General features: G+C 56.6%; 25 protein-coding genes. 19 read left to right on the top strand and 6 right to left on the bottom strand.

The window, feature by feature from the left end; all coding sequences use genetic code 11:
* Positions 1-2 precede the first annotated feature (2 nt).
* From gspE to proC, 12 genes are all read left to right on the top strand, one after another.
* Positions 3-1,499 carry a type II secretion system ATPase GspE gene (gspE, locus tag ACOOGA_RS14400; protein ID WP_417461635.1) on the top strand — a complete coding sequence of 499 codons (1,497 nt, stop codon included), beginning with the start codon at positions 3-5 and terminating at the stop codon, positions 1,497-1,499.
* A complete protein-coding gene (gene gspF, locus ACOOGA_RS14405) occupies positions 1,486-2,706 on the top strand; it encodes a type II secretion system inner membrane protein GspF (RefSeq protein WP_417461634.1) in 1,221 nt (406 codons plus the stop codon). Before gspE ends, gspF begins: the two co-directional genes overlap by 14 nt.
* 12 nt (positions 2,707-2,718) lie before the next feature.
* Entirely contained in the window at positions 2,719-3,174 is a 456-nt protein-coding gene (gene gspG / locus ACOOGA_RS14410) for a type II secretion system major pseudopilin GspG (protein ID WP_417461633.1), read from the top strand.
* A gap of 15 nt (positions 3,175-3,189) precedes the next feature.
* Positions 3,190-3,684, top strand: coding sequence for a prepilin-type N-terminal cleavage/methylation domain-containing protein (locus ACOOGA_RS14415; protein WP_417461632.1), 495 nt, complete (start codon positions 3,190-3,192; stop codon positions 3,682-3,684).
* Positions 3,677-4,063 (top strand): type II secretion system minor pseudopilin GspI, encoded by a 387-nt coding sequence (gspI, locus tag ACOOGA_RS14420; protein ID WP_417461631.1) that lies wholly within the window; start codon positions 3,677-3,679, stop codon positions 4,061-4,063. The genes ACOOGA_RS14415 and gspI overlap by 8 nt, the downstream gene beginning before the upstream one ends.
* A 24-nt stretch (positions 4,064-4,087) precedes the next feature.
* Positions 4,088-4,717: a type II secretion system minor pseudopilin GspJ gene (gene gspJ, locus ACOOGA_RS14425; RefSeq protein WP_420428919.1), complete on the top strand. Its 630-nt coding sequence runs from the start codon at positions 4,088-4,090 to the stop codon at positions 4,715-4,717.
* Positions 4,714-5,709 (top strand): type II secretion system minor pseudopilin GspK, encoded by a 996-nt coding sequence (gspK, locus tag ACOOGA_RS14430; RefSeq protein WP_417461629.1) that lies wholly within the window; start codon positions 4,714-4,716, stop codon positions 5,707-5,709. Before gspJ ends, gspK begins: the two co-directional genes overlap by 4 nt.
* Positions 5,706-6,809, top strand: coding sequence for a type II secretion system protein GspL (gspL, locus tag ACOOGA_RS14435; RefSeq protein WP_417461628.1), 1,104 nt, complete (start codon positions 5,706-5,708; stop codon positions 6,807-6,809). Before gspK ends, gspL begins: the two co-directional genes overlap by 4 nt.
* Entirely contained in the window at positions 6,806-7,288 is a 483-nt protein-coding gene (gspM, locus tag ACOOGA_RS14440; protein ID WP_417461627.1) for a type II secretion system protein GspM, read from the top strand. Before gspL ends, gspM begins: the two co-directional genes overlap by 4 nt.
* Positions 7,288-8,040: a type II secretion system protein N gene (gene gspN, locus ACOOGA_RS14445; protein ID WP_417461626.1), complete on the top strand. Its 753-nt coding sequence runs from the start codon at positions 7,288-7,290 to the stop codon at positions 8,038-8,040. The genes gspM and gspN overlap by 1 nt, the downstream gene beginning before the upstream one ends.
* A 12-nt stretch (positions 8,041-8,052) precedes the next feature.
* Positions 8,053-8,553 (top strand): hypothetical protein, encoded by a 501-nt coding sequence (locus tag ACOOGA_RS14450; protein WP_417461625.1) that lies wholly within the window; start codon positions 8,053-8,055, stop codon positions 8,551-8,553.
* A gap of 192 nt (positions 8,554-8,745) precedes the next feature.
* Entirely contained in the window at positions 8,746-9,522 is a 777-nt protein-coding gene (gene proC / locus ACOOGA_RS14455; protein ID WP_420430683.1) for a pyrroline-5-carboxylate reductase, read from the top strand.
* On the opposite strand, the gene ACOOGA_RS14460 is transcribed toward proC, so the two are convergent.
* The 4 genes from ACOOGA_RS14460 to ACOOGA_RS14475 form a co-directional block, all read right to left on the bottom strand.
* A complete protein-coding gene (locus tag ACOOGA_RS14460; RefSeq protein ID WP_417461623.1) occupies positions 9,519-10,217 on the bottom strand; it encodes a hypothetical protein in 699 nt (232 codons plus the stop codon). The two genes, proC and ACOOGA_RS14460, sit on opposite strands and share 4 nt — an antisense overlap.
* Positions 10,218-10,295: 78 nt before the next feature.
* Positions 10,296-13,601 (bottom strand): error-prone DNA polymerase, encoded by a 3,306-nt coding sequence (locus tag ACOOGA_RS14465; protein WP_417461622.1) that lies wholly within the window; start codon positions 13,599-13,601, stop codon positions 10,296-10,298.
* Positions 13,602-13,609: 8 nt separating this feature from the next.
* The gene (locus tag ACOOGA_RS14470; protein ID WP_417461621.1) at positions 13,610-15,130 is read right to left on the bottom strand and encodes a Y-family DNA polymerase; all 1,521 of its coding nucleotides are present in this window, start codon (positions 15,128-15,130) and stop codon (positions 13,610-13,612) included.
* Positions 15,072-15,899 (bottom strand): ImuA family protein, encoded by an 828-nt coding sequence (locus tag ACOOGA_RS14475; RefSeq protein ID WP_417461620.1) that lies wholly within the window; start codon positions 15,897-15,899, stop codon positions 15,072-15,074. Before ACOOGA_RS14475 ends, ACOOGA_RS14470 begins: the two co-directional genes overlap by 59 nt.
* Positions 15,900-16,025: 126 nt before the next feature.
* Here ACOOGA_RS14475 and ACOOGA_RS14480 point away from each other — a divergent pair, with 126 nt between their 5' ends.
* The 5 genes from ACOOGA_RS14480 (at position 16,026) to ACOOGA_RS14500 (ending at position 22,664) form a co-directional block, all read left to right on the top strand.
* Positions 16,026-16,409 (top strand): hypothetical protein, encoded by a 384-nt coding sequence (locus tag ACOOGA_RS14480; protein ID WP_417461619.1) that lies wholly within the window; start codon positions 16,026-16,028, stop codon positions 16,407-16,409.
* Between the two features lie 63 nt (positions 16,410-16,472).
* Positions 16,473-17,981 (top strand): efflux RND transporter periplasmic adaptor subunit, encoded by a 1,509-nt coding sequence (locus ACOOGA_RS14485; protein ID WP_417461618.1) that lies wholly within the window; start codon positions 16,473-16,475, stop codon positions 17,979-17,981.
* Positions 17,978-21,082 carry an efflux RND transporter permease subunit gene (locus ACOOGA_RS14490; RefSeq protein ID WP_417461617.1) on the top strand — a complete coding sequence of 1,035 codons (3,105 nt, stop codon included), beginning with the start codon at positions 17,978-17,980 and terminating at the stop codon, positions 21,080-21,082. The genes ACOOGA_RS14485 and ACOOGA_RS14490 overlap by 4 nt, the downstream gene beginning before the upstream one ends.
* A gap of 89 nt (positions 21,083-21,171) precedes the next feature.
* A complete protein-coding gene (locus tag ACOOGA_RS14495; protein ID WP_417461616.1) occupies positions 21,172-21,591 on the top strand; it encodes a heavy metal-responsive transcriptional regulator in 420 nt (139 codons plus the stop codon).
* Positions 21,588-22,664, top strand: coding sequence for a permease (locus ACOOGA_RS14500; RefSeq protein ID WP_417461615.1), 1,077 nt, complete (start codon positions 21,588-21,590; stop codon positions 22,662-22,664). The genes ACOOGA_RS14495 and ACOOGA_RS14500 overlap by 4 nt, the downstream gene beginning before the upstream one ends.
* On the opposite strand, the gene ACOOGA_RS14505 is transcribed toward ACOOGA_RS14500, so the two are convergent.
* Positions 22,649-23,272, bottom strand: coding sequence for a hypothetical protein (locus ACOOGA_RS14505; protein WP_417461614.1), 624 nt, complete (start codon positions 23,270-23,272; stop codon positions 22,649-22,651). The two genes, ACOOGA_RS14500 and ACOOGA_RS14505, sit on opposite strands and share 16 nt — an antisense overlap.
* 136 nt (positions 23,273-23,408) lie before the next feature.
* Between ACOOGA_RS14505 and ACOOGA_RS14510 the strand changes: the two genes are divergently transcribed.
* Positions 23,409-23,888 (top strand): S26 family signal peptidase, encoded by a 480-nt coding sequence (locus ACOOGA_RS14510; RefSeq protein WP_417461613.1) that lies wholly within the window; start codon positions 23,409-23,411, stop codon positions 23,886-23,888.
* Here ACOOGA_RS14510 and ACOOGA_RS14515 read toward each other — a convergent pair.
* On the bottom strand, positions 23,885-24,877 hold the full coding sequence (locus tag ACOOGA_RS14515) for a LytTR family DNA-binding domain-containing protein (RefSeq protein WP_417461612.1): 993 nt from the start codon (positions 24,875-24,877) through the stop codon (positions 23,885-23,887). The two genes, ACOOGA_RS14510 and ACOOGA_RS14515, sit on opposite strands and share 4 nt — an antisense overlap.
* 66 nt (positions 24,878-24,943) lie before the next feature.
* On the opposite strand from ACOOGA_RS14515, the gene ACOOGA_RS14520 reads away from it, so the two are divergent.
* The gene (locus tag ACOOGA_RS14520) at positions 24,944-26,110 is read left to right on the top strand and encodes an acyltransferase family protein (protein WP_420428922.1); all 1,167 of its coding nucleotides are present in this window, start codon (positions 24,944-24,946) and stop codon (positions 26,108-26,110) included.
* Positions 26,111-26,180: the final 70 nt, after the last annotated feature.

A 26,180-nucleotide genomic window follows, 5' to 3' on the forward strand; every position in this document is an offset into this window, starting at 1 on the left:
CGATGACGGAACGAGTTGACCCAGTCCTTAAATACAGCTTCGCCCGCGAACACGGTTTTGCGCTGGTGAGCAGCGACGATGGCAGCGCAACTGTTGCCGTGCGCGACGGTGCGGATAGCCTGATGCTGGCAGAAGTACGCCGGGTGCTTGATCGCCCGCTTCAGCTTGAGCACCGGTCTGCGCAGGATTTTGATGGCTTGCTTTCCAATCTTTATTCCGCCGACGGCATTGGCGCGCACACGGAAGATGACCTGCCGGTTGAAAGCCTGGATAGCGCGCTTGAAGGCATGCCCAAAGCGGCGGACCTGCTGGCGAACGACGATGACGCGCCGGTTATCCGCCTTATCAACGGCATGATGGCCGAGGCGGTGAAAACCAAAGCATCAGACGTGCATCTGGAGCCGTTTGAAAACAAACTTTCCGTGCGTTTGCGTATTGATGGTGTGCTGGCCGAAGTGGCCAGCCTTTCTGCGCGGCTCGCGCCCTATATCGTTTCGCGCATCAAGGTAATGGCGCGGCTTGATATCGCGGAAAAACGCATCCCGCAGGACGGCAGGCTTTCGCTTACGCTCGGTGATCGTACGTTTGACGTGCGGGTCTCTACGCTGCCTTCCCGGCACGGGGAACGTGTGGTGCTCCGGCTTTTGGACACGTCCCAAGCGCACCTGAGCCTTGAAGATCTCGGTATGCAGCAAGCGGTGCACGCTGGCCTTGTTGATGCGCTATCCGAGCCGAACGGCATTATTCTTGTCACCGGGCCGACGGGCTCCGGTAAAACCACCACGCTTTATGCGGGCCTCACGCTTCTGAATGACCAGTCCCGCAATATCATGACGGTCGAAGACCCGGTTGAATATGCGCTTGAGGGCGTAAGCCAAACGCAGGTGAACGCCAAGGTGGGTATGACGTTTGCGAACGGTCTGCGTGCGATTCTCAGGCAAGACCCAGACGTGGTGATGGTGGGTGAAATCCGCGATATGGAAACGGCTGAGATGGCAATCCAAGCGTCGCTCACTGGCCATCTGGTGCTTTCCACCGTGCACACCAACAGCGCGGTTGCTGCCATCACCCGGCTCCGCGACATGGGGGTTGAACCTTTCCTTCTGTCCTCCACCGTCAAGGCGATTTTGGCGCAGCGGCTGGTGCGGCGGCTGTGCCCATCGTGCAAAAATCCTGCGGCAAACGACGCGCTTATCCGCAAGCAGCTTGGTGTTGCGAGCAAGGTTGAAGCCGCATTTTTTGAGCCTGTTGGTTGCGCGGATTGTGGTGGCAAGGGCTTCAAGGGCCGTATCGGTATTTATGAACTGGTGCGCATTGATGAAACCTTGCGCCGCATGGTGCAGGAAGGCGCGCCTGAGCAAGACATAGAAGCCCATGCTTTCAGGCGGGCCAAAACGCTCTCGGAAAGCGGTCAGGACTTGGTGATCAGAGGCCTGACAACGGCACAGGAAGTGCTGCGGGTATCTCGCGCGCAGGGAGCGGCAGATGCTGGCGTTTGAATATGAAGCGCTGGATGGTCGCGGCAAGGCAAAAAGCGGCGTTATCTCTGCGGCAAGCGAGCGTGAGGCGCGGGAACGGCTGAAAGCCAACGCGCTGTTTGCAACGGCAATTGCACCGGCGTCGCAAAAGAAAGCTGCGCGCAAGAAAGCCTTGTTCACCCGCGACGAGGTTATTGGTGGCCGGGACTTGGCGCTGATCACCCGCCAGCTGGCCACGATGCTGAGCGCAGGCTCAACGGTTGAGGAAGCGCTTGGGGCTATTGCCTCGCAGGCGGAGAAAGCAGCGCCGCGGCGTGTGCTCACACGGGTACGCGCCAGCGTGATGGAAGGCCGCCGTCTGAGCCAAGCCATGGCGGATGAAGCTTTGAGCTTCGATAACCTTTACCGCGCGATGGTGGCTGCGGGTGAAGCATCGGGTGACCTCGCTCGTGTGCTTGAAAATGTGGCAGACCACCGGGAAAAGTCGCAAGCAACGCGCTCCAAGGTGCAGTCTGCGCTTATCTACCCCATCGTGCTCGCGGTTGTGGCCGTCTGTGTGGTGACGGCGCTGATGATATTTGTGGTACCCAAGGTGGTAAGCCAGTTTGAAAGTTTTGGCTCTGACCTGCCGGTGTTAACTCAGATTGTGGTTGGTGTATCAGATTTTCTGGTCAGCTACGGCGTGTGGCTGTTTGGCGCTATTGGTCTTGCCGTCTTCGCCTTCATCAGTGCGCTTCGTCTGCCCGCATTCCGGTTTTTTGTGCATTCCGCGCTCCTTAAAACCCCGGTGATTGGCCGTCTGGTGCGGGCAGTGAACGCGGCGCGGTTTGCGCGGGCGCTTGGCACGCTGGTGTCGGGTGGGAGCCCGGTGCTCGAGAGCCTGATGGCGGCCCGTGAGACAGTGCGCAATGACCGCATGCGCCGCGCGCTTGATGGCGCGATCACGCAAATTCGCGAAGGTATGGGCACGTCTGCGGCGCTTAAGCAGGCTGGGGAGTTTCCGGCCATGCTCGCTTACATGGTGGCGGCGGGGGAGAAAAGTGGCCAGCTCTCGCACATGCTGCACCGGGTGGCGGATTATCTGGATGCTGAGTTTGATGGTTTCACCAAAACCGCCCTCAGCCTTCTTGAACCTCTAATCGTAATTTTCATGGGCGGCATCGTGGGGGCCATCGTGCTCTCGATCATGCTGCCCATCCTCAAGCTTAACAGCTTGGTACTTTCTTGACGGAGACGGGCGATGAAAACGCGCTTTAAAAACTGGATCAAATCACTGGCTACGGAAAGCCGCCGCGATGAAGGCTTCTCGCTCATTGAGCTGATGGTTGTGATCGTGATTATTGGCCTGCTGACCACCGTGGTGGTGGTGAATGTGTTGCCAAGTCAGGACCGGGCCATGGTGGAAAAAGCCCGGGTCGATATTCAACTGCTTGAACAAGCAGTTGAGATGTACCGCATGGATACGTTCAAATACCCCAGCCTTGAGGATGGCATTGAAGCGCTGATGAAAGCGCCCAAAGGGGCGAGCATGCGCAGCGAGGGCTACATCAAGACCCTACCGAAAGACCCGTGGGGCAACCCTTACCAATACCTTGTGCCCGGTGAGCATGGCTCGTTTGACATCTATTCTTTCGGCGCTGATGGCCGTTTGGGTGGTGAGGGCCTGAACGCCGACATTGGCAACTGGAAATCCTGAAAGCAATAACTCGCCATGAAACCTGCGCTTCAGAAAGATGATGGTTTTTCGCTCGTTGAGCTGATGGTGGTGATGGCCATCATGGGCTTGATGGCGGGTGCTGTTGTTTTGATGATGCCGACAAGCGACACACGGCTTGAGCGGGATATGGCGCGCACCAAAACCTATCTGACCGCGCTTTCGCGCAGCGCTATTTCAAGCGGTCGGGCCCTTGGTGTGCGCTTTGAAGACGGTGGCTTCACGTCGTTTGTGCTGGAGCAAGGCATATGGCAGTCCCGCCCCGCCATGATCGGGCAGGGCGGCACGTGGGACAGTGCCTCCCTCAGCAGTGTTGAGGTTGATGGCCAGAAGGTGGCGCTTGAGCGCAAACAAGGTGATGTGCGTCCGCATGTGTGGTTTTTGCCAACAGGTGAAGTTGCAGCCTTTGATGTAACGCTGATGGTTGATGGCAGGCAGGGGCATTTGAAAAGCGCAGGCAATGGCAGCTTTGAGGTCAGTGTGAATGACTAGGGGCCTCAGGCATATCTCCCGCTCGGATGCCGGTTTCTCGCTTCTGGAACTGCTGGTGGCTGTTGCCGTGCTTTCGCTCGCGGCTGTCACCATGATTGAAAATCAGGCCGGTAGCGCGCGCATGACCACCCGTGTGCAGACCCAGGCGCTTGCCGCCATCGTGGCGGAAAACCGCCTGACGCTTCTGAAAACGCAAGCTGAGGCCCCACGTGCAGGCTCAAAAACCGGAACAGATGAACAGCTCGGGGTCGAGTTTCACTGGCAGGAAGAGGTCAGGGTGATCTCGGGCAGTGATATGCTTGCGCTTAATGTCCTTGTCAGTGCGGTTGGTACGGATGCGCCTGCCGCTACCCTCACGGGTTTCAGGGGAGGCGACTAGATGGCGCGCGGTACGCAAAAACGAATGCCCCTAGACGCCGGGTTTTCCATTGTTGAAACAATGGTTGCCATGCTCATTTTTGCGAGCGTGAGTGCGGCGGGTGTTGCCATACTGATCAGCTTCAACAGCGGGCAGCAGGCGCTCGCGACAGCGGATGATTTTATCGCAGAAGTACAGCTTACCAGAGGCCTTATCCGTGGTGACCTTGAGCATGCACTCCCTCGGCCCGTGCGTGATGCCTTTGGCGGGATGCAGCCCATGTTCACCGGGGGTGTACCAACAACCCGGCTTCTGGCGAAAGCGGGTGATGTTGCACCGTTTTTGGCATTTGTGCGTGGTGGCCACATGGCGGCGCGGGTGTCAGACACTGCGCCTGCGCTGCAGCGGGTGGAATATGCGCTGAAAGATGACGCCCTCGTTCGCCGGGCTTATGCGCGGCCAGATGTCACGCCCGCCACACCGGTGACGGAGCAGGTGCTGATGCACGGTGTTAAATCAGTTTCCGTGCGGTTCCGCAGCAGCGATACCTGGGTGGTTGATTGGCACGGCAAAGCGGGCAGCGCAGGCAGTTTGCCTAAGGTGGTGGAACTGAGCCTTGAGCTTGATGGCCGGGGCACGCTCACAAGCCTTTATACAGTGGGGGCATCGTCATGAAGGCGGCGCTTTACGTGCTCAGGCATGACAGGGGCGCAGCTCTTGTGACAGTGCTGCTGCTGGTGGCGGTGATGAGTGTTGGCGCGGTTGCGTCATTTGAGAACCTTGGTTTCACCATCAAACGTACCACGGCTGTGAAAATGCATGAACAGGCGAGGCAATATGCATTGGGTGGTGAAGTTATCGCTCGCTTGGCGGCGGAAGAAATGCGCCGCGCGGATGCCAAATTCATTGCACTCACTGGTGGTGGGCAAGGCCGTGCGATCAGCTACCCCATTGATGGTGGTATGATCGAGGGAGTTGTTGAGGATACAAGCAACTGCTTCAATGTGAACAGCCTTGTAAGTGGCGCTGAGGGCAGGCTGGCGGCAGACGCACAAGGTGGCGCGCGGTATATCCGGCTTCTTGTGGCGCTCGGGCTTCCGGCATTTGAGGCGGAGCGTTTGACCGCGACACTCACAGACTGGATTGATAGCGACGGCAGGCCAGGGCCCATGGGAGCGGAAGATTATGATTATGCTGCGCTCTCACCAGCCTATCGTGCAGCCAACACAAAAATGGTGGACCTGAGCGAACTGCGGCTTGTGAAAGGATACGGGCCTGAGATACGCACAGTTGTTGAAAAACACCTTTGCGTGCGGCCGGACACAGCGTCGGTGGTGTTGAACGCCAACACGTTAAAGCCGTCAGATGCGCCGCTTCTGGTGGCGCTGGTGGGCACAGCGCTTGACCTTGAGGCCGCCCGCCGGGTGATTGCTGAGCGGCCCGCAGGTGGTTATAGCGACAACGCAGGTTTCTGGGCGGAGCGTGCCTTTGCTGGCATGACGCTTGACCAGACCGTGCGGTCACGCATCAGCGTGAAACCGCAGGCTTTTGACGCAAGAATTTCAGTTAAATATTATGATGCAAGGGTTGAACTTGTCTCCCACCTCTTCCTTGGGGAAGGTGGTAAGGCGACGGTTATGGCCCGTGAGTTTGGGGTAATCTATTGAGCGATACTCTTGTCATAGAATTAAGCAGCGACGCACGATTTGTGCGATACGCGGGTCTTGTCAGCGGTGATGGCCGATGGCTTCGGGACATCGACGCCGACACCCTCGCAAGCGTGAAGGCTGAACGGGTTGTTGCGGTACTTTGCGGCACAGCGGTTTCCAGCTGGAGCCTGACTTTACCCAAGCTGCCGATCGCGAAGCTTCTGAAAATTGCACCGGGCCTCGCGGAAGAGAAGCTTGCCCGAAGTGCAGCGGATACCCATTTCGCCGTTTGGCCGAATGAGGGTGATACAGGCGTTGTTGCCGCTGTGACTGACGACTATATGAAAACCGCGCTTGCGACCCTTGCGGCCCTTGGCGTGGACGCGGCTGTTGTGGCGCCGGACTATATGTTGCTGACGCGCGAGGATCAGCCAGTTGCTGTCGCACCAACTGATGGCTGCGCGCGGGTGCGGATGCCAATGGGCGAGGGGTTTTCAGTTGAAACTGAACTGGCGGTGCGGATGCTTGGCACTGCGGGCATTACGCCCATCAGCCTGAAAGCATGGAAGGAAATACTAGGCGGTGCAGCTACAACGAGTTTCAACCTACGCCAAGGCAAATTTGCCGGGCGTACTGACGTTGGGGCCATGCTCTTCTTCTTCCGCCGGGCGGTTGTTATCAGCCTCATGGCGCTGAGTGCTTATGTGGGCTTGCAGTTCTATGAAGCATCCCGCGACAGTGGTGCGGCTGATGCTCTGTACCAAGAGACAGAAGCCCTGTTTAAAGCCAGCTTTCCGGATGTGAAGCGTATCGCCAATATGCGGGCGCAGGCCCGGCAGGAAGTGATGAAGCTGCGGCAGCAAAGTGGCGGCGAGTTCCTGAAACTATCTGATCTGCTGTTTGCCGAGGCCAACAGCGCACAAGGCTCCCTTCTTGAGGGGCTACGTTTTGACAATGCTCGTGGTGAAATGGCAGTGACCATCTCATTTGCGTCTTTTGCAGACGGGGAGGCGTTCAAAAAGCGCTTGTCCGCGCGCGGCATACAGGTAAGTGAGGGCGGAAGCCGACAAGAAGGTGCACGTGTGGTGACCGACCTGACGCTGAGGAGCGTGTCATGAGAGACTATTGGGCTGGGTTGAGTGACAGGGAGCGCGGGCTGCTGCTGGGCTGCGGCATTCTAGCACTTCTGGTTTTCAGTTGGCTGTTGGTGATCAGGCCTATCGGTAACTACCGCACAACAGCCGCGCATGAGTTGGAGGCTGCAGAGGAGCTTTACGGCCTAGTGGCAGATGCTGGCGGGGAAGTGAAAGCGCTTCGTGCTGCCGGGCAGCCTGCCCAGACGGATAGCGACGGGGAGCCCCTGCGGGTTGCAGTGGCGCTTGCAGCCCGGTCGGCGGGTGTTTCCATCAGCCGCATTCAGCCAAGCGAGGATGGCCTTCTCACAATCTGGGCCGATGATGTGGCTTCGCCCGCCTTTTATCGCTGGGTAACGACGCTCGCCAACGAGCAGCAAATCACGCCGGTGAAGGTATCGCTCCAGAAATCAGGCAACAGCGGGCGGCTTCGTGCCCAGCTCCAGTTTGAAGAGGCGCGCTGATGCTGAGCCTCAAACAGTTGCTGGTCATTTTTGTTGTGGCGTTTTTTGTGTTGCTGGTAGCGCTGATGCCCGCGCGCGCTGTTGTCGGCTGGTTGGGCCTTGACGGCTATGTGACGTTTGAACGGGTGAGCGGTGGGCTTTTTCACGCACGCCTTGAGGGTGTGCAGGCACGTGGTGTGGCGCTCGGTACGGTTGAGATTACCCCGGATATAGGCGCACTCCTGACCGGTGGTTTCGAAGGGTTGGTAACGCTGAACGGCATGGGGCGTAATGGCCGTGCGCAGGTGTCCAGTGTGTCCGCGTCCCGCGCGATGTTTACAGATATATCGCTTATAACACCGCTCGCGCTCGCTCATTCGGCCTGGCCGCTTTCAGGTGATGTTGCGCTTACGGCGCGGTCCCTGACACTTGATGCGGGCCAGGGGTGCGTGGATGGTAGCTTTGATGTGCGCACAGATATGTTTACACCCGCATTCCGCGCGTTTTCTGGGCAAGATCTTATCCTTGAGGGCGCAGGGGGCTGCGAGGCAGGGCATATATCTGCCAATCTGGAAGGGCAAAACGAGGGTGTGGCTTTGAAGGTTGACCTCACGCTGTCACCACAGGGCACATTGGTCGCTGACCTCGTTCTTGAGCTCAAGGCATCTTTAGCAGACCAGCAAACCTTGCAAACCTTGATGAACTTTGCTGGACTGCAGCGTCAAAATGACGGCAAATGGCATGGGCGCTTTGAAGCGCCGGTCACGTTCTAGAGCGAAGGTTTGATGATGGTGCGTTTGGTTCTTATCGGGATGATGCTGGTGTTGGCAGCGTGTGCGAGTGGTGGCTCAGGGCCGAACGCGCGGGTGGAAACACCGGAGACTGCATCCATGTCGAGGCTTGGGTCAGACGAGGTGCTTTCGCATATCAGTGCCCTGCCAGCGCAAGTGTTGAGCGCGGGCGAATGTGGGCTCTTCCTCTGGCTCAAGCGCGACGACGCACCGCTGATATTCTTCCAGCGCTCAAAATCTGAAACGGCGCAGATGATCATTGATGGTGCGCCGCGTTCACTTGCGCGAACAGAGGTGGCTGGTCCTATCGGCATGTCGTTCTTTGAACGGCAAGGCTTTACAGCAGAAGATATGACCGTGAACCTGCGGATGCAGGTGATGATGGACCAATCGCTGCAGGGTGGCCTGAAAGTGCCGTCAGGCATTATTTCAATCGACCGGACAGACGGTTGGTCAGCGGCCCTCCCGGTTGCAGGTGCGATCGGCTGCAAGTAAGCAAAATCTCCGCGCATGCCCGCTTGGGCTTGTCACCCTGTTCCACAGTCGTTAAAGGGGGATTAGCGCAGCCCTCTTAACGGAGCCGGTGGGATGAGTGACCTTGTTACCGACTTGGTAAGCGACCTTGTAACGGACCATGATGGCGATCTTGGTCGGGGGCCAACCATTGCATTTATCGGGGGCGGCAACATGGCGTCCGCTATCATTGGGGGTTTGGTGGCGCAGGACTTCCCTGCCGATGATATTATCGTGGCTAACCCCGGTTTGGGGCGGCGGCTGCAGCTTTCCGAGAAATTCGGTGTTCATACCACCGACAGTGTGGCGGAAGCCGTTTCAGAAGCGCTGGTGGTTGTGCTCGCGGTTAAACCAGATGTGCTTTCCTTGGTGCTTCAGGAAATAGCCGCTGCGGATGCGATTAAAGACAGGCTTTTTATCTCCGTCGTGGCGGGCAAACCGCTGAAGGTCTTTGAGAAGATATTGGGGGCTGATGCGTCTATCGTGCGCACGATGCCAAATACGCCTGCGCTTGTGGGCTCTGGCGCCACGGGGCTTTTTGCCAACAAGAACGTAAGCGAAGCGCACCTCAGTACAGCGGTTGCGCTTATGTCTGCTGTGGGGATTTGTGTGCCGCTAGATAGCGAAGCCGACCTTGATACGGTAACCGCGCTTTCCGGCACCGGCCCGGCGTATTTTTTCCTGCTGATGGAAGAGATGATCAAGGCGGGGGAAGAGCTCGGACTGGCGCGGGACGTGGCGCGCGCGCTAACGCTACAAACAGCGCTTGGGGCTGCTGAGCTGGCTGTCTCATCTGATGAAGACCCTGCTGCGCTTAGGCGGCGGGTTACCTCCCCGAATGGTACCACAGAGCAGGCGATAGGCAGTTTGATGTCAAGCGGCTTTGGCCCACTGATCGAACAGGCGATCCGCAAGGCACGCCGCCGCGCTGCGGAGCTTGCGGGCTCTTAAGGCGTACCGCCTTTTGTGTTCATTATGTCCGGTATGAAATCATTCCCCGATGCCAAGTGGGTGTTGATGGCTTTGGCTATTTGGGGCACGAGGTCTGCGTGTTTTTTGTGGACATATACATAGGTTGCAAAGCTGCCGAGCGGGAATGTTTTAAAGCCAGCGAGCTGATCTTTCATAGCTTCAAGCGCGAGACTATCGATGGGAACAGCCTTGACCCTGCCTGCGTTCAGAAGCTTGTAAAGCGCGTCAAAACTATCGACAGCGATGCCCGTGAGCCCGAGGTTATTGAGCGCATCTTCGTGAGATTTGAAGCCGCGGATATAGGCGATCTCGCCAGACTTGAGATCAGCTGCTGCGTTAATGGTTGGGTCTTTGGTCGCAAGGAAAAGGTCAACTCTCATCAGCTCTGCCGGCACACGAATGGCTGATGCGCTAACTAACGCGAGATAGTTTTCGCTCCGGCCGACTTCCCCGTCTATGTCGCCTGCAAGCAGGGCTGCTTTGGCGCGTTCATTGGGCAGACGAATGACATTGATGCAAAGTCCTTCGCCTATAAAAATATCCTCAAAGCGTTTTTTGTCAGCGTCCGACGTAAAACCCGCGCCCAGAAATGACAGGGTCAGGCAATCATCAGCGCTCAGTGGTTTTGTCCAAATGAGCGCGAGGATACTGCATAGAAGAAAAAGTGAACGCACGCGGATGGCCACCCATATTGTTGAATATACATATTATGTTACCCCAAGACGTGCCGTTACGGAATACTTGGCTTCAGCTTAGTGAAAATCCCGGCTTTTGGGCACAAGCCCTTTCACGTTTCTCGGGTGGCCGGGATAGCGATAGCCTGGCAGGCGCTGGTCTCCCGCTGTGGGTTGCAGGGCTTCATCCGCCCCCATCACAGGCAGTTTCATCTTGTCCTCCGAAAGCCGTAAAAGCTCAACAGACCTGTCCTCCAACTCATTTGCGACAAGGTGAATGACACCGCTCTGGTTTTGTACCTTGCCGCGCACCAGCAACAGGCGGCTACCCATCACGGCAGAGCGGGCTTTTTCAAACACCTTGGCCCATACAACAATGTTGGCGACCCCGCTTTCATCCTCAATGGTCATGAACAACACACCCTTTGCGCTGCCGGGGCGCTGGCGCACCAGCACAAGGCCTGCGGCGGTGACATTTGCACCATCTTTCAGTTTAGTGAGATCAGCACAATGTATGGCCCCCTCACCATCAAACAGGGGACGCAGGAATGAAAGCGGGTGTGCTTTCAGCGACAGCCGAAGGGTTTGATAGTCATTCACCACATGCTCAGACAGCGGCATAACGGGCAGATTGGCCTTCTCCTCCGTGCCTCGGTCGCTGGTATCTGCGTGGTTAAAGAGCGGCAGGTTTGGTGTGTCGTTCAGCGCGCGTACTTGCCAGAGCGCCGCGCGCCGGTCGAGGGTGCAGGAGCGGAAGGCATCGGCCTCCGCCAGCTTTTCAATCTGCGCAACCGGCAAGCGGGTGCGGCTGTGCAGGTCTTCCACATCGGTGAAGGGGCGGAGGCGGTTTTCTTCAACGATGAGGGCGGATTCTTTATGCACGCCTTTGATCTGGCGCATGCCAAGCCGGAGGGCGAATTGCCATTTGTTGTCTGGTGCGGGCTCAAGCGTGCAATCCCAATTGCTTAAGTTGATATCAGCAGGTAGCACCTCAACCCCGTGTTCGCGCGCGTCTCGCACAATTTGCGCCGGGGCATAAAACCCCATGGGTTGGGAGTTGAGAAGCGTACAGGCAAACACAGCCGGATAGTGGCACTTGAGCCATGCGGAAGCATATGCCAGCAAGGCAAAAGCGGCAGCGTGACTTTCAGGGAAGCCATAATCGGCGAAGCCCTTGATCTGGTTAAAACAGCGTTCGGTAAACTCTTGTGTGTAGCCCCGACTGAGCATGCCGGTGATGAATTTTTTCTCGAACTTATCGATCGTGCCAACGTTGCGAAACGAGGCCATGGCCCGTCGGAACTGGTCAGCCTCCAGTGGGGTGAATTTGGCACCGATGATGGCAATTTTCATCGCCTGTTCCTGAAAAAGCGGGATGCCAAAGGTTTTGGCCAGCACGTCTCTCAGTTCATTCGGATCGCCGTGTTCTGGCGCGGGGCTTGGGTAGTCCACGGGGTCTAGCCCCTGCCTGCGCCTGAGGTACGGATGCACCATATTGCCCTGAATGGGGCCAGGCCGCACGATCGCTACCTGCACAACAAGGTCGTAAAATTTATCAGGCTTGAGCCGTGGCAGCATGCTCATTTGCGCTCGGCTTTCGATCTGGAACACGCCGATGGTATCGGCCTTGTGGGTCATCTCATACGTGGCCCTGTCATCCTGTGGTATATCGTGCAGGGTAAGGGCTACACCGTAATGAATCTTCAGCATGTCGAATGATTTACGGATGCAAGTGAGCATGCCAAGGGACAGCACATCCACCTTCAGGATGTTGAGCGCGTCAAGGTCGTCCTTGTTCCATTCAATCACCGTGCGGTCTTCCATCGCGGCGTTCTGGATGGGGACAAGCTCATGGAGCGGGCTTTCCGTCAGCACAAAACCACCCACATGCTGGGACAGGTGACGCGGGAAACCTATAAGTTCATGCGCGATCTCCAGCGTTTGCCTGAGACGGGTGTCATCAGGGTCAAAGCCTGCTTCAACCACGCGCTCATCCGGTATTTCCTTGCCATATGATCCCCAGACGGTACCGGCGAGCGCTGTGATTGTGTCTTCCGATACCCCCATCACCTTGCCCACATCCCGCACGGCGCTGCGCATTCGGTATGTGATGGTTGTGGCGGCGAGGCCCGCACGGTGGCGGCCGTATTTTTCATAGATATGCTGGATGACTTTTCCCCGGCGTTCGTGCTCGAAATCTACATCAATATCCGGGGGTTCTGATCGGGCGTCTGAGACAAACCGTTCAAACAACAGGTCCATGGCAATGGGGTCCACGTCGGTGATGCGCAGCGCATAACAGATGATGGAGTTGGCGGCAGACCCGCGCCCTTGGCAGAGGATGTCTTGTGAGCGGGCGTAGGTGACAATGTCATGCACGGTCAGGAAATAGGGGGCATAGTTTTTTGACCCGACAATGGAAAGCTCTCGTTCCAGCGTTTCATGTGCGCGTTTGCTTACATCTGCTGATGCTGTGGCATATCGCTTTTCAAGTCCCGTCCTGGACAGGTTTTCCAGATGCTGCTGTGGGCTTATCCTTTCCGGCGTTTGCTCGTGCGGGTAGTTATATCTCAGCTCATCAAGCGAGAAGGTGCAGGCTTCTGCAATCTCAAGCGTGTGCCTCAGCGCATGCTCATATCCTTCAAAAAGCCGGGCCATCTCGCGCGGGGGTTTGAGGAAACGCTCCGCATTCGCGCCGGTCAGGTAGCCAGCGTCGTCAATACGTTTGTGTTCACGCACACATGCCAGCACATCGGCCATGATGCGGCGTTTTGGGGTGTCATAATGCACATCATTTGTGGCCAGAAGTTTCACACCGGTGTGATGGGCGATATGGTCAAGCCAAGCGATGCGTTCCCTGTCCTGCCCCTGGTATCTGTGGCTGGCGGCCAGATACAGCGGGGCGGATAACCGCTCCCTGAGGTGCGGGATAAAACTGGCGAGAGTATCGTCTGGCCCGCCCGTTGTTACAGTCTCCGGCAGCAGTGCGAAAATCATACCTTTCGAGAAAGTGCTGACATCATCAAGCCACATATGGCAGCAGCCTTTGTCAGCCCGCCTGTTGCCTGTTGTCAGCAACTCAGTCAGCCGGGCATAGGCTGCGCGGTCGGTAGGATACGCCAGAAGGGAAATGCCGTCGGGTACTGCGTCCGCATCCGGTTCCCTTGTCGTCTCGCTCATCAAATCCAGCCGCGCGGCGGGAATGAATTTGAGGCCATGGTCTTTGCCGGCCTGATGTGCGCGCACAATACCGGCAAGGGTGTTGCGGTCCGTCACCGCCGCGGCCTTGAGGCCAAGACTGCTCGCCCGAACCATCAGTTCATCAGGGTGGGATGCCCCGCGCAGAAAGCTGAAATTGCTGGTGATCTGAAGTTCCGCATACATGGTTTATGTCACGCAAAAAAGCCGTGCAGATACCAGTGTGGCTGCTGGCTTTCACCAGGCCGTACACCGGGCACACCATAAAGCCCGTGCCGAAACAGCCAGAAACGCGCGCCGGACGATACCTCAACCCGGTAATAATCGCGGGTATTGTCATGGGGGTTCAGCCACCATTCACAGGCGATGCGTTCAGGCCCTTCGGCTTTGACAACTTTATGGTCCACCCGCCGCCAGCGGAAGGATTTAGGTGCGCCTTCAGGCACGGCGGAAAGCACGTCAACCGCCTCAGGGTGCGGCAGCAGGCGCATGGGCCTTCGGGCCTTGTCTGCCGCACAATCCGCCCAGCCAAGGTCTTTCTCATCAGCGGTTGTGATTTGCTGCGCGCGTTCTGGTATATGGCTGGCACAGTGTTTAAGCTTGGCGACAGAACCGGGGCCAAGGCGCGCGGCCAGCTTGTCCATCAATTTTGCTGCGGCTTGCGCTTCTTCCTGCCTGAGGTCGCCCACCTGTGCAGGGGCAAGGCGTTCACTTTCAAGCGCGGAAAGCATGATGAGGTCAAAGCCGAAACCAGCGTCCAGATCTTTGATTTTTTCGCTCAGGAGCCGCATGAAATGCGCGGCGTCCCGGCTGGGCCTGCTGATGCCCACAACCAGGTCCTGCACCGTGCCGTCTACCCTGTATGCGCTGAACATCAGACGTTTGGCGCCGCGCCCGGCTTCCATCAGCACATTGGCGAGGTCTTGAGCCAGCCCCGTCGCGGCGTGTTCTACCGTTTCCAGATGTTGTGCGGGTTCAATGAAAGCCTGCCGCACTTGCCATTCAGGTAAAGGGATCAGCGGGTTGATGGGTTCATCCCTGCGCCCAAGGGTTTGATCCAGCTTTTCAAGAAGGGCGGTGACAGCTTTCGCCGGATTGCCCCGAAAGCGCCGGGCGAGGGAAGCGCGCGGCAGAGACGTGAGGCTGCCGATGGTCTTGAGCCCCAAACGCCCGAGCGTGGTGATACTGGCTTCATCGAGCCTGAGCGCACGCACAGGCAGCCCTTCAAGGGCTTTGAGGCTTGTGGTGCCATCGGTGATGCTGCCGCGCCTGTAGCGGGCTAGCGCCCACGCGGCGCCCACGGTTTCAGCCATGGCCACGCAGGCTGTGATGCCTGCTTTGCCAAGAAGGCTTGTCATGCCCGCAAGCATAGCGCTTTCACCACCAAATAAGTGCGCGCACCCTGTGGCGTCAATCAACAAGCCGTCACGACCGTCGGTGCTGACAAGCGGGCTGTAGCGCACCATGTACCGCGCGAGCTTTTGCAGGCTTGCCGCATCTGCCACTCTGTTGGCCTGGCTGGTTGCAAGGGTGGGGTTGATAGCGCGTGCTTCGGCAAGCGTCATATTTGCTCGGAGCCCAAGCGCGCTAGCTTGAGGGCAAACGGCATATAGCTTCTGGGTCTGGTCTACAGTCTCGGTCAGGGCAAGCGGGTCCTTACCCTGCTGCCCGCTGTTTTGAGGTTGCGAAACCGGGCGTAAGCTTTGGCTTCTCATATGGCGTTCTATTGGCCAATGGGGCAACCACAGGGAAACGATCCGGCGCATCTGACCACTCCATTCTATTGATGTTGGGGCGCTGGCCACCACGGTGTTTCACAAGCGCTGCTTCCACATGCGGCTGCCCGGGGGCATAAGGTGCAAAACTGGGCGCGCCGCTTTGCACGGGCGATATCTGGTGGCGGCTGAAGCTGGCGCTTGAAGGGGCACGTTCGTTGCGCAGTATCATCACGCAGCGGGTCATATACTCGCGTGTCACAAGGGAAAGGCGGCGGCTTTCCGTGAGGTCAATGTCTTCCAGTTCCCCGATAACAGCGGCAAGCGTGCCCACTTTCAGTCCTTCCTCAATGGCCCATAAAGCCTCCATGCGGGTGCGGGTGCGGACAAGGATAATGCGGGCAGGATCAATGCCTAACCCAATAAGCCCGGGCCCGTATGGCAACCCATGCTCAAGGCATAACCTGCGGGTAGTGACCCATAAAATGGGTGTATCGTCGTTCGCCACACTACCAAGGAGCGCAAAGGCTGTAGCTGATGTCATGGTATCAGGTGTGTTTGCCCATACTTCATGGGGGCAGCCAGTGGGGAAAACGGAAGCCAGAGGCATTGCCTCCTGCTTTTCTTCCAGATTATGAGCGTCAGGCCGTGCTTCCAGTTTGCTAACCGTTTGGCGAAGCTCATGCAGAATGTCCGCCTTTGTGCCACCCACAGGTTTGTGGGGGCTTTCACTTGCTGGGCGGTTGTCATTTTCAGCGGCATGCTGCACGGGGTTTACCTCAATGTGTCGAGACTCGGGTGTTCTTTTTGTTCACTATTTGTTCTCATGTTTTGGTTCTTGAGTCAACGAAGGATGAGAACAGGAAGGAGGATTTAATCACCAGGAGGTGAGAATATGGTGCTTGACCCCGGAGTATGCTCCAGCCTTATACTGCGCACCATGAACCGCTTGAAACATACCCTATGCCTCGCGCTGCTGCTTTTTGCCTTTATGGGGCAGGGTGTTGCGTCTGCGGCTGATCGCATGGCGTGCTGTGAACGCGGCTTAATGGTGACAGACACCAGCATGAGCATGGAGATGCCGTGCCATGAGGATACAGCGGATAGCGATATAACGGTTGACACCTGCTGCAAGGATATGGCGACAGGGCCCGCGATCAGCGATCTTGCTGCAGGTGTGAGCTTGCCGATCATAGCAGCAGATAGGGTTGAAGTGGCAGACGGCGCGGTTGTTCCTGGTCACACGCCAGATTACATCCTCCCCCCTCCCAACGCCTGAGAATTGTAGAACAGGGGCCGCAACGCTGTGGCCCTGACGGACAATTCTATCAGGTGATATCAAATGAAATTTATGCAGGGCCTTGTGGCCGGAATAGTGGCAACCCTTATCGGTGGTGCCGCCCTTTATATGAGCGGGATATTTGCAGCCACAGCACCGGCGCCAGAGAGTGCGGCGGTTCCCGCTGAGCGCAGGATTGACTATTGGGTCGCACCCATGGACCCAAGCTACAGGCGTGATGGGCCGGGCAAATCCCCCATGGGGATGGACCTGATCCCGGTTTATGAGGGGGAAGGCAACACTGGATACGAGGGTGTGGAAATAGACCCTCGCCTCGTGGCTTCCATTGGCGTGAAAACGATGCCTGTGCTTAGGGAAGTGTTGACGCCGACTGTGCGCACCATTGGCCAGTTCACCTATGATGAACGCCTGATGGAGCATGTGCATGTGCGCGCCTCCGGCTGGGTTGAAAAACTGTATGTGCGTGCGGCCGGTGAGCCGGTTACAGTGGGGCAAGCCCTTTTTGATGTTTATGCGCCAGACCTTCTCTCCGCAGGCGCTGATTATATTCAGGCGCTGGGAACGGGGGAGAGGGTTTATATAGAGGGCGCGATGGAGCGCCTGCGCGGCCTTGGCATGACCGCCGCCGATATTGAAAAGCTTCATAAAGCCAAGAAGCTGGACCGGCTGTTGACCATCCGCGCGCCACGCTCCGGCGTCATCCATAAAATGAACATTGGTGACGGGGACCGTGTGCAGGTGGGTTCGCCTGCCATGTCGGTGGTCGACCTTTCCAAAATGTGGCTGATCGCCAATGTGTTTGAAGCAGACCTGCCCCATGTGCGCGAAGGGGCAAAGGTCAGGGTTACGCCGCACGCGGCAGAAGGCAGGCTCACGGGTGAGGTGGATTATATCTACCCGGACCTTGACGAGACAACCCGCACGGCCCGCGTGCGTATTGTGCTTGATAACCCCGAGGGAGCCCTCAAGATCAGCATGTATGCTGATGTATCCATTAACCGTCCTGCCCTTGAAGGGGTGCTGACAGTGCCTTCAAGTGCGCTTATCAGGCTGGGGCGCGGTACGCATGTGATGGTGGCGGAAGGTGATGGGCGCTACCGCCCAACCCAGGTGACAGCTGGCGCGGAAATTGACGGCGTTACGGTCATTACGGATGGCCTGTCTGAGGGGCAGGAGGTTGTTGTGCGGGGGCAGTTCATGATCGATTCTGAGGCCAGCTTTCAGGGTGCCCAGATGCGCATGCTGATGGACGGTAATGATGACATGGCTGAAGAAGATAGCGCTGGCATGGGCAGCATGGATATGGGCCCTTTGGATGAAGATACAGTTGAAGGCACCATCAATGAAGTGATGCTGGAGGAAGGCAAGCTCAACATCAGCCACGGCCCGATGGAAAACTTTGGTATGCCGGGCATGACCATGGATTTCCCTGTGGCGGAGGGTGTTGGCATTGGCGAAGGGCTTGAAGGGGCGCGTGTGCGCTTAACGGTCAAGCGCGAAGGCATGAGCTTCACCATCATCCGCCTTGATGTGCTCGAGGCAGCGCAGTGATTACCGCGCTTATCCGGGCGTCGCTTGCAAACCGTTTTCTGGTGCTGGCGTTTGCGCTCATTTTGTTCGGGATCGGCCTGATTTCGGCAAAAAACACACCGCTTGATGCGATCCCTGACCTGTCAGATGTGCAGGTGATCGTGAAAACATCATACCCGGGCCAGGCTCCAAGGGTGGTGGAAGATCAGGTCACCTATCCGCTCACAACCGCTTTGATGGCTGTGCCCAAGGCCACCACCGTGCGTGGGTACAGCTTCTTTGGTGACAGTTACGTCTATGTGCTATTTGAAGAAGGCACGGACCTTTACTGGGCGCGCTCCCGTGTGCTGGAATATCTCAATCAGGTGTCCGCAAGCTTGCCGCCCGGGGTGCAGCCAGCGCTTGGGCCAGACGCCACCGGCATCGGCTGGGTATACCAGTATGCGCTTGTTGACCGTTCTGGCAGCCACGACATGGCTGAGCTGACAAGCTTGCAGAACTGGTTCCTCAAGTTCGAGCTGCAGTCGGTGCCCGGTGTGGCAGAGATAGCTACAATCGGTGGCATGGTGCGGCAGTACCAAGTGGTGTTGAACCCGGATAAATTACGTGTTTATGGCCTCACGCTTGCGTCCGTTAAGGCAGCCATTATGGCGGGCAACGCAGAGGTTGGCGGCTCGGTGATAGAGATGGCGGAGGCGGAATACATGATCCGCGCGCGGGGTTATGTCAAAAGCCTTGAAGATTTGGAACTGATCCCGGTGGGGCGTATGTCGAACGGCAGTTCGCTGCTGCTGAAAGACATTGGCACCATCAGCTTCGGGCCTGAAATGCGACGTGGTGTGGGGGAGCTGAACGGCGAAGGTGAGGTTGTTGGCGGCGTGGTCATCATGCGTATGGGCGAGAATGCTTTGGGCACGATCAGCCGCGTGAAAGCCAAGCTTGAAAGCCTCAAGTCCGGCCTGCCCGAAGGGGTGGAGATTGTCACCACCTACGACCGTTCAGGCCTTATCACTCGCGCGGTTGATAACCTGTTTGAAAAGCTGACCGAAGAATTCATCGTGGTGGCCATTGCGTGTGTGTTGTTCCTTCTGCATTTGCGGTCATCCTTTATCATTCTGCTCACGCTGCCGCTTGGGGTGCTGTTCGCGTTCACGCTGATGCGCACACAGGGCATCAACGCAGACATCATGTCGCTTGGTGGCATTGCTATCGCGATTGGCGCGATGGTGGACGCGGCCATTGTGATGGTGGAAGCGCTGCACCGCAGGCTTGAGACCGAGAAACTGACGGATGAAAACCGTTGGCAGATTGTGGGTGAAGTATGCGTGGAGGTAGGACCTGCGCTTTTCTTCTCGCTTCTCATCATCACCGTTAGCTTCGTGCCGGTGTTTGCGCTGGAAGCACAGGAAGGCCGCATGTTTGCGCCACTTGCTTTCACCAAAACCTATGCCATGGCGGGGGCGGCTATCCTGTCAGTCACGCTGGTGCCTGTGCTGATGGGCTATCTCATTCGGGGGCGTATGCTGCCAGAACATAAAAACCCGCTGAACCGTGTGCTTGTGTGGCTGTACCGTGGGGTACTTCGAACTGCGCTCCGTTTCCCGAAAACAGTGCTGGTGCTCGCGCTTGGGGTCACCATTTCAGGGGCAGAGCCGCTTTCCAAACTGGGAAGCGAGTTTATGCCGGACCTCAATGAGGGTGATCTTTTGTTCATGCCGTCGGCCTTTCCGGGTGTTTCTGCGGGCAAAGCTGCTGAGATATTGCAGCAGACCAACAAGATGATCATGACGGTGCCGGAGGTGAAGTCTGCCCATGGCAAGGTGGGGCGCGCCGGTTCCGCCACCGACCCCGCACCGCTTACCATGATCGAAACCGTGGTGCAGCTGAAACCAATGAACGAATGGCGGCCCGGTGTTACGCTTGCAGACATCAAGGCAGAACTGAATGCAACCGTGAAAATGCCGGGGCTCACTAATCTTTGGGTTATGCCAATCAAAAACCGCATCGACATGTTGGCCACAGGCATAAAAACCCCGATTGGTATCAAAATCGCAGGCGCTGACCTTGAAGTGATTGGTGGCATCGGTGCCCGCATTGAGGAATTGCTAACGGACGTGCCCGGCACCGTATCCGTATATGCGGAGCGCGTGGTGGGTGGCCGTTATATCGATATCGACGTAAAGCGGGAGGCAGCCGCACGCTACGGTATGTCAGTCACTGACATTCAGGATATCGTACGCTTTGGTGTGGGCGGTGCCAACATCGGCAGCAGCACGGAAGGGCTGGAGCGCTACCCCATCAACCTTCGTTTTCCGCGTGATAGCCGGGACAGTATTGAGGCGCTCAACCGTCTGCCGGTGGTTACCAAGTCTGGCGCGCACGTGCCGCTCTCAGTACTGGCGGATATCCGCATTGAGGATGGCCCCGGCATGATCAGGAGCGAAAACGCGCGCCCCGGCGGTTGGGTTTATGTGGATATCGATGATCCTGACATTACCGGCTATGTGGCGCGGGCGAAAGCGGTGCTTGAAGGCAGACTTGATTTGCCCACCGGCTATACGCTTGCATGGTCTGGCCAGTATGAGTTTATTGAGCGCGCGACAGAACGCCTGACGGTGATTGTGCCTATCACGCTCGTGGTCATCATGCTTTTGCTCTTCATGGTGTTTCGCCATCTGGGGGATGTGGCGATTGTCATGCTCTCCCTGCCGCTCGCGCTTACAGGCAGCTTCTGGTTTTTGTACCTGATGGGGTTCAACCTTTCCGTGGCCGTGGTGGTGGGGTTGATTGCGCTTGCGGGTGTGGCGGTGGAAACCGCCGTTGTGATGCTTGTGTTCCTGCACGGCAGTGAGCGGGAATACCGGAAAAAATATGGTGATAGTTTTGACGTGAAAGCCATGGTGATGGACGGTGCGCTCCTTCGCCTTCGGCCCATTATGATGACGGTGATCACAGTGATTGCAGGCCTTGTGCCTATCATGATGGGTGAAGGCACAGGCTCTGAGGTCATGCGGCGTATCGCGGCTCCCATGGTGGGCGGTATGGTCACGGCGACCGTTTTGTCGCTTATCGCGGTGCCAGTGGTGTTTTACCTGTGGCGTCGGGCACGGATGCCAAAATAAGCTATTGACCTTGTAGTAAGCTACAAGGTGTATGGTAAGTGCGAATCAAGGTAAGGGGCTAGCCCGAGCCGATAGTGAGGAGCATTATCATGCGTGCAATGACAATAGGAAAACTGGCCAAAGCCACCGGTGTGGGCAGTGAAACAATCCGCTATTATGAGCGTAGTGGTTTTCTGCCAGCGCCGGAGCGGCTGCCGTCTGGCTACCGGGTGTATAGCGCAGAGTCCGCGCAGCGTATCCGGTTTATCAAGGAAGCACAGGCGCTTGGTTTCACACTGCAGGAAGTGAGCGAGCTGTTCGCGCTGACCGACGACCCGGACGCGGATTGCGCCGACGTGAATGCACGCGCCCAAGCCAAACTGGTTGAGATCAACGAGAAGATCGAACGCCTAACCCTGATGCGGGAAAGCCTTGAGCGCATCTCAAAATACTGCCCCGCTGATGAGCATCCAATTACGGAATGCAGCATTATAAACCACCTTTACGGCAAAGCGGGGATGGCATCATGAGCGAACACAAACACAGCAGTTGCTGTGCACCCGCGCCTGCCACAAGCCAACATGAGCATGGGGACAGCTGTCACCCGAAGGACAGGATAGACTGGCTTTTATGGGGTAGTGCAGTTTTGGTAGCCCTTGGTTTTGCACTCTATTTCCTGCCGCTTCCTGATATTGCTTACCTGCAAGCTTACGCCGACGGTGTTTATGAACTGGTGACGCGCATGTGGTGGGGTCTGCTGATCGGTATCGCGATGGTGGGTTTTCTCTCAAAGGTGCCGCGCGAGTTTGTGCTGGCAGCCCTTGGGCGAGGCGGCAGTTTACGTGGTATTGTACGAGCTGTGCTTGCGGGTGTTCTGCTGGACCTTTGTAACCACGGTATCCTGATGGTGGGGGCCAAGCTCTATGAGCGTGGTGCGTCTTACGGCCAGGTGGTGGCTTTTCTGGTGGCGAGTCCCTGGAACAGCTTTTCACTTACGCTCGTACTTGTGGCCCTCATCGGTCTCAAATGGACACTGGCGTTTATTTTCCTTTCTGTCCTCATCGCGCTTATCTCGGGCGTTGTGTTCGATATGCTTGAGCGCAAAGGCGTGATTGCCCCCAACCCAAACAAGGCTGAAATGCGTGATGATTTCCATTTTTGGCGCGACGCGAAAACCGGACTTGCGGAAGTGAAATGGGACCGTGCGTTTTTCCGTGATGTTGCCAAGCAAGGCCTGCATGAAAGCCGCATGGTCTTGCGCTGGATATTGTTTGGTATCGTGCTTGCCGTTGTGGTGCGTATGCTGATGGACGGCGATATGTTCGAGACCTATTTCGGCCCGACGCTTCTGGGGCTTTTGGCCACCATCGGTGCGGCTACGATCATTGAGGTGTGTTCTGAAGGATCAACCCCCTTGGCGGCAGACCTGATTACCCGTGCGGACGCACCGGGCAACAGCTTTGCGTTCCTGATGACCGGGGTGGCCACGGATTATACGGAAATTATGGTGTTGAAATCCGTCACGGGCAGATGGCTGAACGCGCTGCTGCTGCCCGCAATCACGGTGCCGCAGGTGATCGTTATCGCCTACTTCCTTAACTGAAGCTGGCGCTCCCTTTCGGGCAACTGCCGCATGGCGGTTGCCCGCAACCCAATATATTCTTCGTAATAGGGTTTGGCGATGGTCAGGCAATATTGCTGGACAGTTGTACCAAGTTCTTTCCTGTTCGCGCTCAGGTCTGCAAGTGCGGCGGCAAACTCAAACGCATACACATCAAAGGCAACATCGCGGATATACTCGCGCGTTGTGTCATCTTCCTTGCCCACAAATTTTGCCCACTCGGGCTCTTCCCACTGTGCGGTTATAATCTCGGTCAGGTTCATGTGAATGAGGCTGTTGATGGGAACCAGATCCACGTTCAGGTCATGGCGTTTGCAATAGTTCACATACGCCCGAAACTTTGAGGCCGCGAGAACATAGTGATAAAGTGGATGATTGGTGAGACGAATGCGGGTCCATTGTTCCATCGTGAAAACACGAAGGTCTGCAAGGCCTTTATCCTCGGGCTGGAACAGGCCCTCAGGCACCTCATAGTCAGGTACATCCAGCACCGACGCTTTTTCTTTTGGAGCATACTGCTGGGCTTGCACAGCCGTTGTTGCCAGACAAAGCGGCAGAAAAAGGCTGAAAATTTTGCTAGAAAGTCGCATGGTCCCCACCGGTGGTTTAAATTTGAGCCTAGTTTTGGTGGTTTTCAAACAGCTTTCAAGCGCTAAATTGACGCAGAGCCAAATAGTGAGGCCCAAATAGCGAGACCCAAATAGCGGGACGAAGACGAGTGAACTTATGATAGCAGAACTTCTGGCATTGTTTTTCCTTCAAACCGCAGAGCTGCCGTGCGAGCCGATTGAAAAGGATATCGTAGGCAAGTCTCTGGAAGGCCAGCTTATGCCGGGGCAAACAGTGCATGTGCTGCCCATCAGTTGCATGGAACCTCGCCGTCTGGACTTTGTAATTTTTACCGATGATGAGAGCCAGAACCTTGTGATCAAACAGGTGTGGGGCATGCCGGGCGACACTTTCAGTGTGGCGAAGAATGGCGGGCTTTTTGTGAACGGGGAGCAGGCGCTTACCTCGTTTGACAGGCCCTATATCGTGAACCGCTTTTACAAGAAGAAGCTGAAGAAATTTGAAGGCGTGCTTGAGGGATATCTGGTGCTCGGTCACCCCGGCAGCCTCGATAGCGGCCGCATTGGCCCGATTTCCAAAGATGTGATGCTTGGCGTCGTAAAACGCAGCGAAGGGCGGTTGCGCACCGATCGTTAGGTGGCACGCAAGGCTTCATCCAGTTTTTTTCGGAAACGGCGGCTTACCGGCAGCAAGGCGCCGTTTTTGAGCGTGAGTTCTGCGTCGCCGTCGCTTGTGGGGGCGACACTCGAGACCATTTCCGCAGCTGTTATATAGGACCGGTGCGTGCGCACAGCCGAGATGCCAGTCTCCGTCAAAAGCTCTTCAAGTCCCGCCAGGCTTTGCCTGATCAGATGCATGCCCCTCGCTGTATGCACTTCAACATAGTTACCTGCCGCCTTGGCGAACAGAAATTCACTCGCCTCAATATAAACCGACTGCGCACCGCTTTTCAGCGTTAGTCTCTTTGGTTTACCGGAGGGCGCATTTTTCATGCGAGCCAACACCAGATGTGCGACCACTGTGAACATTGCAAAGGTGACAACGTCTTTCCGGTATTCATAGGCCGTTTCACGTATGAAATCGCCAAAGAAGATGTAAGGGCCCGGTTGATATAACCAGAAGGCTATTTTGCGAATTGCCACCATGCCCACAACATGAAGAGCGGAAAACACAATGCTGAAGCCCAGATAGAGCGGTAGGTGCGTTTTCCAGTTGCTGGCCAGCACAGGAAAGCGGCGGCAAACCGCCAGTACGGAAGGGTAAAGCGCTAGAAGTGCGACAGCACTCGAATACTCAAACAACCAAGGCAGGCTGGTATCTGTGGTGACACCACTGCGCTCCGCATCCACATTGGCAGTGATGGCGTTTACGCTGGCGATGGCAATCGTGATGGCAGATATCAGCAGGAAAAGCAGCTTCTCCTCCCGGCTGGGGAGAAGACGATCCAGAAGGCTCTGGTTGTTTTGCGGTTGTGCGCTCATCGCGTCACTATAGTCAGCAGCGCGCGCAGGTAAAATCCAAAAATGTTGTTCGCCGTCGTTTGTATCAATTTTGCCGCCGTTCGTCCCATGATAGTGGATTTGCCGCCGCCACTTGTCCCACCTAACCGCCGTTTGCGTCACCATGCTCGTTACACTAACGCAACTCGTTTAGCACTTGTCTCACCCGAGTTTCCAAGTGAGGATATAAAAATGAATACGCAAACATATACAAGGCGTTATGATCTTGACTGGCTTCGTGTCATCGCCTTTGGTCTGCTGATTTTTTATCATGTCGGCATGTATTATGTGACATGGGGCTGGCACGTCAAAAGCCCGTATGAAGGCTCATTTCTTGAGCCCGCGATGATGCTCCTGAATCCATGGCGGTTACCGCTTCTGTTTGTCATATCCGGTATCGCGGTACGTTTTGCGGCCGACAAAATGCCATCAGGGCCATTTGCTTGGGCCCGGTTCAAGCGCCTGATGGTGCCGCTTCTGTTCGGCTCTTTCTTCATCGTGCCGCCGCAAACATATTATGAGCTGCTGTCTGATGAGGCCATTAACCCGGGATACTGGGATTTCTATAAACTGTATGTCGACTTTGGCCGACACTGGGAGATGGCAACGCCCACCTACAACCACCTTTGGTATGTGATGTATGTGCTGATTTACACCATGATGGCGGTTCCCCTTTTGCTGGTGCTGCGGCGGGTTAAATGGCCTGAGCTGGTCGGTCGTCTGTTTGCGAGCCCGCTGGTGTTGTTGTTACCTGTTCTGCCCTTCATCCTGTACCGGTTCACCCTTGATACACAGTACCCGGAAACACATGATTTCATGAAAGACTGGGGCGCGCATGCGCGGTACGGCAGTTGGTTCCTGTTGGGCCTGCTGGCGGCAAAAAGCGATGGGTTCTGGCGCGGCATTAAAGCCTATTGGCGGCATGCATTGGGGCTTGCGGTTATCAGTGGTGCAATCCTTACACCTGTTTGGCTTGGTTGGGACAGCCTGACACAGGAAGGCGCGCTCATGCAGGCCGCGCGGGCGCTTCGTGTTGCTTACATGTGGTGGGTTATCGCAGCGCTCTTCGGTGCGGCACAGGCGACCTTGAATAGGCCCAGCAAGACCCTGACTTATCTGACCGAAGCGGTATTCCCATATTATATCCTGCACCAGACCGTGATCATCATGATCGGGGTGGCGCTTAAGCCGTATCTTGTCGGCGCGGTGCCAGAATTTTTAATGGTAGCGATCGGTACCGCACTTGTGTGCGCTGTTCTGCATGAATATGTCATCCGCCGGATAGGCTTCTTGAGGCCACTTTTTGGCCTGAAAGCGGACAATTCTCAAAGGGCGAAAGTTTCTGGCGCTCAGGCTTAAGGGCACGGCAATGTGCTGGAATGCAGACGCTTTGTGGGTTGGGTTACTACTCAAGAGCGTAAACTGAATG

The organism is Kordiimonas sp., assembly GCF_965216265.1.
GTDB lineage: Bacteria > Pseudomonadota > Alphaproteobacteria > Sphingomonadales > Kordiimonadaceae > Kordiimonas.

Excerpts from the sequence above, each read along its gene's own strand:
- gspJ (WP_420428919.1), top strand. The coding sequence starts at position 4,088 with ATGCCCCTAGACGCCGGGTTTTCCATTGTTGAAACAATGGTTGCCATG.
- ACOOGA_RS14505 (WP_417461614.1), bottom strand. The coding sequence starts at position 23,272 with ATGCGACTTTCTAGCAAAATTTTCAGCCTTTTTCTGCCGCTTTGTCTG.
- ACOOGA_RS14465 (WP_417461622.1), bottom strand. The coding sequence starts at position 13,601 with ATGTATGCGGAACTTCAGATCACCAGCAATTTCAGCTTTCTGCGCGGG.
- gspF (WP_417461634.1), top strand. The coding sequence starts at position 1,486 with ATGCTGGCGTTTGAATATGAAGCGCTGGATGGTCGCGGCAAGGCAAAA.
- ACOOGA_RS14450 (WP_417461625.1), top strand. The coding sequence starts at position 8,053 with ATGATGGTGCGTTTGGTTCTTATCGGGATGATGCTGGTGTTGGCAGCG.
- gspK (WP_417461629.1), top strand. The coding sequence starts at position 4,714 with ATGAAGGCGGCGCTTTACGTGCTCAGGCATGACAGGGGCGCAGCTCTT.
- ACOOGA_RS14495 (WP_417461616.1), top strand. The coding sequence starts at position 21,172 with ATGCGTGCAATGACAATAGGAAAACTGGCCAAAGCCACCGGTGTGGGC.
- ACOOGA_RS14480 (WP_417461619.1), top strand. The coding sequence starts at position 16,026 with ATGGTGCTTGACCCCGGAGTATGCTCCAGCCTTATACTGCGCACCATG.
- gspG (WP_417461633.1), top strand. The coding sequence starts at position 2,719 with ATGAAAACGCGCTTTAAAAACTGGATCAAATCACTGGCTACGGAAAGC.
- gspN (WP_417461626.1), top strand. The coding sequence starts at position 7,288 with ATGCTGAGCCTCAAACAGTTGCTGGTCATTTTTGTTGTGGCGTTTTTT.
- gspM (WP_417461627.1), top strand. The coding sequence starts at position 6,806 with ATGAGAGACTATTGGGCTGGGTTGAGTGACAGGGAGCGCGGGCTGCTG.
- ACOOGA_RS14500 (WP_417461615.1), top strand. The coding sequence starts at position 21,588 with ATGAGCGAACACAAACACAGCAGTTGCTGTGCACCCGCGCCTGCCACA.
- ACOOGA_RS14520 (WP_420428922.1), top strand. The coding sequence starts at position 24,944 with ATGAATACGCAAACATATACAAGGCGTTATGATCTTGACTGGCTTCGT.
- ACOOGA_RS14485 (WP_417461618.1), top strand. The coding sequence starts at position 16,473 with ATGAAATTTATGCAGGGCCTTGTGGCCGGAATAGTGGCAACCCTTATC.
- proC (WP_420430683.1), top strand. The coding sequence starts at position 8,746 with ATGGCGTCCGCTATCATTGGGGGTTTGGTGGCGCAGGACTTCCCTGCC.
- ACOOGA_RS14515 (WP_417461612.1), bottom strand. The coding sequence starts at position 24,877 with ATGGTGACGCAAACGGCGGTTAGGTGGGACAAGTGGCGGCGGCAAATC.
- ACOOGA_RS14470 (WP_417461621.1), bottom strand. The coding sequence starts at position 15,130 with ATGAGAAGCCAAAGCTTACGCCCGGTTTCGCAACCTCAAAACAGCGGG.
- ACOOGA_RS14415 (WP_417461632.1), top strand. The coding sequence starts at position 3,190 with ATGAAACCTGCGCTTCAGAAAGATGATGGTTTTTCGCTCGTTGAGCTG.
- ACOOGA_RS14510 (WP_417461613.1), top strand. The coding sequence starts at position 23,409 with ATGATAGCAGAACTTCTGGCATTGTTTTTCCTTCAAACCGCAGAGCTG.
- gspI (WP_417461631.1), top strand. The coding sequence starts at position 3,677 with ATGACTAGGGGCCTCAGGCATATCTCCCGCTCGGATGCCGGTTTCTCG.
- gspE (WP_417461635.1), top strand. The coding sequence starts at position 3 with ATGACGGAACGAGTTGACCCAGTCCTTAAATACAGCTTCGCCCGCGAA.